Genomic DNA, 5255 nt, shown 5'->3' with positions numbered 1-5255 from the left:
CGAAAGTTAACATTGACGCTACGCGTTTACAAGCAATTCTTTCGCGTCAGATCCCGAAGATGTGGGCAATCCTGAGGTCATGGTCGGGGGCATGCCGATCTTGACTGAGCACGCGTCTGGCTTTCCCCTCCTACCGCGCCCACCACCTTTTCCGGGTAGGCTCTGTTGGTTGAGTCAGGCGGACCGGGCAAAGTTCACAATAGTGCACGCACGCTTCCCCGGCACCGAGATGGGCTTGTTGCCGTCCGATGGCGCGCTTCGAGAAGCCGGCCGCAACGGACCGATTAGAGCGCAACATCAACGGCTGGGCTTATTTGAACAGCGTCATCTGCAGCACTTTGAAGATCACAAGACCGACCGCGATCACAAGATAGCCGCGCAGCAAGCTCATCCAGACCCGCGTCGAGAGCGTCATTTTCTGCGGCTGGAGCGTGTCGAGCGGCGGCATGCGCCATGTGTCGCGCTGCGCGTGGTCGACCGGCGCTTGCGGCACGTGCGCGATAGCACTTGCGGTACGCAGCAGCACGGTGGCCACATAACCAACGATCGCGAATGCGGTGCCGCCGACGAGCACGTCGATGATCGACTCACCGCTGATATCCGGATACATCACCGATGCGGTCAGGATGATCGACAGCATCACGAGCACCCAGATCACCGAACCCGTGAACAGGTTCAGCTTCTTCGAATTGACCCATGGGCCGAGCACTGACTTGTCGTTGCAGAGCAGCAGCAGGAACACGGTCGCGCTCGGCAGCAGCACGCCCGCAAGCGTTTGAACCGCCTCTGTCAGCAGGCCGAGCGGGCTGCCGGGGATCAGTACAATCGCGGCCGCGAGTGCAACAATCCCAAAGTACACCAGGTAAAAGCCCCTTGCGTCGCTCACGCCGCGATGCAGCGAGTGCCGGATCTTGAACACGTCGCCAATCGCGTACGCGGTCGACAAAGATACGGCCGCCGCGCCAATGGTGCACGCGTCGAGCAGCGCGACCGCGAACAGCGTCGCACTGGTGCGGCCCACGTACTTCTCGAGGCCGGCGATCACGCCGCCTGCGTCGGAGAAGTTACCGAACTCCGGATGACCGCCGAACAGCGCCGCGGTGAAGCCCATCATCGCGACCGCGCCGATCAGCACCAACACGATTCCGATCCACAGGTCCGCTTTCTCGTACCTAATAAAGCGCGGCGTGATGCGCTTGTCGATCACATAGCTCTGCTGGAAAAACAGTTGCCACGGCGCGACCGTCGTGCCGACGATGCCAATCACGAGCAGCATCACATCCGAGATCTTCGCGTGCGCGGGCCAGTTCGGCACGAAGAAGTCGCGTGTCATCTGCGACACCGGCGGATGAATCGCGACAAGCACCGGTACAAGCACGAGGCTGAGCACGCAGAGCACGACCGCGAAGCGCTCGAAGCGCCGGAAGTCGCCGGTACTGACTGCGGCCATCGTCAGCGCGGCCGTGATGCAAACGCCTGCGACCTTGGGCAACCCGAAGAAATCGAGCACGAACGTGATGCCGATGAATTCGGTCACGATCGTCAGCGCGTTGAGCAGGAAGAGATCGATCACGCTGAACGCGCCCCAGAACTTGCCGAAGCGCTCGAAGATCAGCCGAGCGTGGCCGACACCCGTCACCGCGCCAAGGCGGAGCACCATTTCCTGGTTCACGTAAAGCACGGGCACGAGCAGCAGCATCGTCCAGAGTAGCGTCGTGCCGTAGTTCTGACCCGCCTGCGTGTAGGTGCTGAACGCACCCGCGTCGTTGTCGCCGACCATCACGATGAGGCCGGGCCCCAGAATCGCGAGCAGCGTGCGCAAACGCGCCCACCAGGTGCCGCGCGGTGCGGTGTCATGATGCGCGATCGAGCCGAATGCGCCGCGGATGTCGCCGACGTGCGCGTTGTCGAGGACGGCACTTCGGTTCGCGGCGATGGCTGGAGAGACGTTGGTGGGCGTGGACATGTTAGATCCCCTGGCGATTATTGGTTATCGGACAAGCGTCAACTCTCGGCATAGGCACGTGTGGCGACTACCCGCGGGCGGTCGCGCGTGCCTATGCCGAAACGCGCTCGGCGGTTCAGGAAAAGAAGGATTTTAACTGGCGTAGAAAACGCACGAGCGCCGACTGACGGCAATCGAGCGCAAGCATTGCTTCGTAGTGCGGGCGCGATGCGTTGGGTTGCGGGAGTTGCGACAGCAGCAGGCCGAAGTTCATGATCTGGCTCCGTGGCGGCAACGTGTGTGCTCACCGCATATTGGGCGCGGGGCCAGTCGGGCGTTCCTGAGCGAAGTCAGGCTAAGCAGCCGATGTGTCCCTGTGACCCGGGTTTAAAAGGGTCTGGCGGCGTAAGGGACAACTGTCACTGTCGGTCATGGCGGCTCCTGTTCCGGAAGATCACGGTTGGCCGTCGTCCAACATGCGGCCGCGTCCACATGCCGGGCGACAGGCGCGCGTGGACGCAGCCGCATGCGACGCGGCGTAAAACCAGACGGCGCATGCGCAATCGCATCACGCAATCTGGCGTGAATCGAGGTGCACGTGGGAGCTACTGTGAACTACTGCGCGCACCGCTTGCCTGGGTGACAAACGGCGGCGTTAGAGAGGCGCGAACGTGAGTCGCTCAGGCGGAAATCTGGTTCGAAGATCGACTACTGCTGGTGTCCAAGGCGATCGCCCAATAGTTGAAGATTCACAATCTTATGGATTGACTAAAGATGATGTCAAGACTTTCAGTGTCCTGCACTGAAAATATTTCAGGCGTTGTGGCAAGTGAAATATTTATCCTTGAAGACTCAAGCTCGAACCTTTCGGCACTGGTGTCGGCTGCCGTCAGGCGATGCGCGCGAGCAACGGTCCAGGCGGCCCGCGTACCGACTGTGAACGCGGCACCACCTGCTGTCGCCGTGCGGGCCGTTCCCAATTTTCATTCACGCGTTGCCTGAACTTGCCCCGCCTTGACGGCGGATTTCAGCGCAGTCCAGTCCGCCTCGTTTTGCTCCGCGTAGGCCAGCGCGAATCGCTCGATAGCGTTGTCGAATGCAGTCGATTTGCCGACGTATCCGCTGATCAGCGCGGGATCGCCGGCTTTGGCCATTGATTGGGCCAAGGCGGTGCCACACGACACGGCGTACTCGGCGAGATCTTCGACGTCGAAAGTGGTGAAGTCGAACGCGCCTTTCATGTCGCGCAACTGCCTGACATAGAAATCGTTGTCCGTATGGTGCATCTTGGACCAACCCAGGAAGATGTCGCTCGCTGGTTGCAGCATTCGCTGGCCAGTCACCACGCGCTGGCCATGATTCGGGAACTGGCTCGCCGGAAGATAGCCCTCCAGCGCGGAAGCACGCGCCTCCTTGAGTTGCAGGAAGAGCGGACTTTCTCTGTCGGCCATGAAAAGCGCCTCATAGCAACGCGTGCCCACCGAGCCGATGCCGACGACCCGCATCGCCACGTCGACCAGTTCAAAACGGTCGAACAGTGCGCGCCGGTCATCCGGGAGCGTCAATCGGTAGTCCGCGAAGAAACGCCGGATCATGTCGTCGTACTGCCTGCATTCGCGCTTGTTTTCCAGGGGGATGTGATACACGAGCGGCCGCAGTTCCTTGATGCGCAGCTTGCCGTTGACGAGTTCGGTGGCGTGGCTCATCACAGAGCGCGACGATTGCAATCGCGCCTTGTCGATGACCGCCAGTTCCTTTCTCTTTCCTCCGCCGAATCGGCAATGGCCAGCAAGGTCGTCGATTCGACCTGGTGGTACCAGACATCGAGCGTATCCATTTTGCTGAACTCTGCGATGCGCTGCCGGAATGTCTCGCACAAGCGTCGCACGATGTTGCGCTGGTCGCTCGTTGAAAATCCGCGTTCACGCGCGGCGACAACGAAGGAGGCGGCGAGGCGGCGCACATCCCAGTCGAACGGTCCCGGGAGCGTTTCGTCGAAGTCATTCGGTCCGAACAGAACGCGCCGCTCTGGACTCGCGAACAGTCCGAAGTTGGCCAGATGCGCGTCGCCGCCGAGTTGCACGATGATGTCAGTGCGCGGCAATCTGGCCAGATCAAAGGCCATCAACGGCGCCGCGCCCCGATAGAACGCGAACGGATTCGCAAGCATGCGTCCATAACGGATGGGGATCAGCTCTGTCACACGGCCCGCGTTGGACGCTTCGAGCAGTGCAATCGTGTCCCGCTGCTCGATCTTGCAAATAGCAAGATCTGCTCGCGGAACCTGTCCGCGCGCTTGCTTGCCGCGATCGATTCGAGATGCAAGCGAACCGCGGCCCGCAAACAGGTTGGACAAATCTCGTTGGTTATCTGAGGCGAAGGTCATATGGCTCGGCGTCTTGGACAGTAGAACGCGTTTGGCCATTTCCGGTAAAACCTTCGGAATATAGCACTTGCGGCAAAGCAGGGCAGCAGCGCGCGATGACGGCGCCGGGAAGTGCGCCCGGTGTCTCGGTTGAGACTGGCCTTGGCGGCAGAGGTCGGTTAGCCGACCGTCCGTGGCACGCTACAATTCGCACCGGATACTACCTTTGCTTCCTTTTCACTTCGCACGACGGATCCGCTCCTGCCCGACTCAAAGTCCCCGCACAGTCTCCGCCGGGTTGCGTCATGGGGACCGGGACTGCTGGTCATGCTGGAGGACTGTGATGCCGGAAATGTCGTGACGGCGGCGCAGAGCTGCGCGCAATGGGGCCTTCAGCTGTTGGGTGCCCGACTGTCTGTCCTCGCAATCTCGCGGCGTCTGGTTTCTGATCGAGTCGACGCTGCATGTCCTCAAGTACCTTCTCGTGTTCCCACCGCGTTACCCTTCGATATGGACTCGGAGTGCACTGCGGCTTTAGTTTGCAACTTGGACACGCTGAAGGCCAATACTTGTGAATCTTCAGTCCTGCCTCAATCGTCGTGAAGCGCCAAATGGCCCGCTCTCCTGGTGGACGGCGATACTCATCATCCGATCAATGTAGACGAAGTCCCGCTTGTCAAAGCGACCGTCTGCCTTGCTGTTCGATGTCAGCGGCTTGGGCACCAACGTCTTAATGCCCTCTTGCCCCGCCAGCAGGGCCGACTCCTCGGCGCGGCGGTGCGGCAGCGGTTCCGGGGTCGGCGGCAGTTCATCCTACGCGATCGGGGCATCGAGGACATCGGAAGGCCCGCCCCCACAGCTCGTCACTATCGATCCCCGGCGCGCGACTTCAGCGCTTGATGCGCAAATACGCGCGGCTGACCGCGGGGCGGCTGTGAATCCAGA

At 61.1% G+C, this 5255-nt stretch carries 2 protein-coding genes and 2 pseudogenes; all 4 read right to left on the bottom strand.

From position 1 onward, the window contains the following. Positions 1-310: 310 nt before the first annotated feature. Positions 311-1966 carry an NRAMP family divalent metal transporter gene (locus AWB81_RS40225; protein ID WP_062643915.1) on the bottom strand — a complete coding sequence of 552 codons (1656 nt, stop codon included), beginning with the start codon at positions 1964-1966 and terminating at the stop codon, positions 311-313. A gap of 115 nt (positions 1967-2081) precedes the next feature. Continuing rightward, complete coding sequence (locus AWB81_RS46640) at positions 2082-2219, bottom strand: hypothetical protein (RefSeq protein ID WP_200822628.1); 138 nt, start codon at positions 2217-2219, stop codon at positions 2082-2084. A gap of 709 nt (positions 2220-2928) precedes the next feature. Next, positions 2929-4115, bottom strand: a pseudogene (locus AWB81_RS48650) (DUF2252 domain-containing protein). Between the two features lie 598 nt (positions 4116-4713). Continuing rightward, positions 4714-5048 (bottom strand): annotated as a pseudogene (locus AWB81_RS47795) (IS5/IS1182 family transposase); the annotation flags it as partial. Positions 5049-5255: the final 207 nt, after the last annotated feature.

The sequence above is a fragment of the Caballeronia arationis genome, from assembly GCF_001544975.2.
In the GTDB taxonomy this organism is placed as follows: Bacteria; Pseudomonadota; Gammaproteobacteria; order Burkholderiales; family Burkholderiaceae; genus Caballeronia; species Caballeronia arationis.
The sequence above is the reverse complement of the archived record's forward strand: the minus strand, read 5'-3'. Positions and strand labels throughout refer to the sequence as shown.

What these genes read in the sequence shown, in the direction of transcription:
- AWB81_RS46640 (WP_200822628.1), bottom strand. Translation starts at nt 2,219, where the DNA reads ATGAACTTCGGCCTGCTGCTGTCGCAACTCCCGCAACCCAACGCATCG.
- AWB81_RS40225 (WP_062643915.1), bottom strand. Translation starts at nt 1,966, where the DNA reads ATGTCCACGCCCACCAACGTCTCTCCAGCCATCGCCGCGAACCGAAGT.